Origin of the sequence: Marivita lacus, assembly GCF_014637725.1 — a bacterium.
GTDB lineage: Bacteria > Pseudomonadota > Alphaproteobacteria > Rhodobacterales > Rhodobacteraceae > Marivita > Marivita lacus.
Genome location: NZ_BMFC01000051.1, coordinates 1 through 1,293 on the forward strand (window position 1 = coordinate 1; position 1,293 = coordinate 1,293).

1 protein-coding gene is annotated in these 1,293 nt (G+C 67.7%); it reads left to right on the plus strand.

Going from position 1 to position 1,293, the window contains the following annotated elements:
• The coding region (locus IEV82_RS23415) for a KpsE/RkpR family capsule polysaccharide export protein (RefSeq protein WP_188484492.1) at positions 1 to 1,293 on the plus strand (1,293 nt) is incomplete at both ends.

Below are 1,293 nucleotides of genomic sequence, written 5' to 3' on the forward strand. Positions count from 1 at the left end.
TCGTCAGCTGCGCATGGCGCGCCGCATCGCCCAGAAGCACGGGCTTGATCCGAACACCGATTACGAAGCGGTCTACTTGCTGCGCCTCAAGGGAATCGACCCGTTCCAGCGCGAAAACGCGCTCGATCTCATGGTCCCCGCCACCAGCACCGCACAGGCTCAGACCAAAGCGCCACCCCTCACCAGGGTGCCGGCGAACGACCAGCCGCTTGCCGAACAGCCGAAGCTGCCGCAGACCACGCGCGCGGATGACCGCAACCTCCCCGCGACCGACACGCGCAGCCCGGCGGACCGGCGCGCGCAGGAGATCATGGCGATCCAGCAGGACATGGCGCGCCGCCGCCGCCGCCGGATGCGGATGCTGTTCGCGCGGCTGGCTGCCTTCGTGCTGCTGCCCACCCTCGTCGCGGGCTGGTATTTCTTCGCCATCGCCACGCCGATGTATGCCTCGAAATCCGAATTCCTGATCCTCAAGGCCGAATCCGGCGGTGGCGGCATGGGCGGGCTTCTGTCCGGCACCCAGTTCGCCACCAACCAGGACGCCATCGCGGTGCAGAGCTACCTGACCTCCAAGGACGCCATGCTGCGGCTGGACGAGGACGAGGGCTTCAAGGCGCATTTCTCGCAGACAGGTCTCGACCCGCTGCGCCGCCTGGAGCCGGATGCCAGCAACGAGGACATGTTCAAGCTCTACAAGAAATACGTCCAGATCGGCTATGACCCGACCGAAGGCGTGATCCGCATGGAAGTCGCCGCCGCCGATCCGCAGGTGGCGTCCGATTTCTCGACAGCGCTCATCGGCTATGCCGAGGAGCGGGTCGACAACCTCTCGGCCCGCAAGCGCGAGAACGCGGTCAAGGATGCGCAGCTTGGCCTGAACGACGCCGAACAGGCCCGCCGCGACGCGCAGGAAAAGCTGGTGCGCCTGCAACAGGACAGCGCCGTGCTCGATCCGCGGGCGCGCATCGGATCGCTGCAGGCGCGGATCGAGACCGTCGAGACCCAGCTGCAGGAAAAGAACCTGCAACTGCAGGCGCTGCTGGACAATGCCCGCCCCAACCGCAGCCGCGTCGAAGGCACAGAGGCCGATATCCGCCGCCTCGAGGCGCTCAAGGCACAGATCACCGCCGAGATGACCGCCCAGAGCGCGGGGGCCGGGTCGCTGGCCGAAACCGCCGTGCAGATCCAGCTCGCCGAGGCCGATCTGGCCACCCGCGACATGATGCTGGCCGCCGCCCTCGAACGCCTCGACCAGGCCCGCCGCGACGCCGACAGCCAGGCCCGCTACCTCAC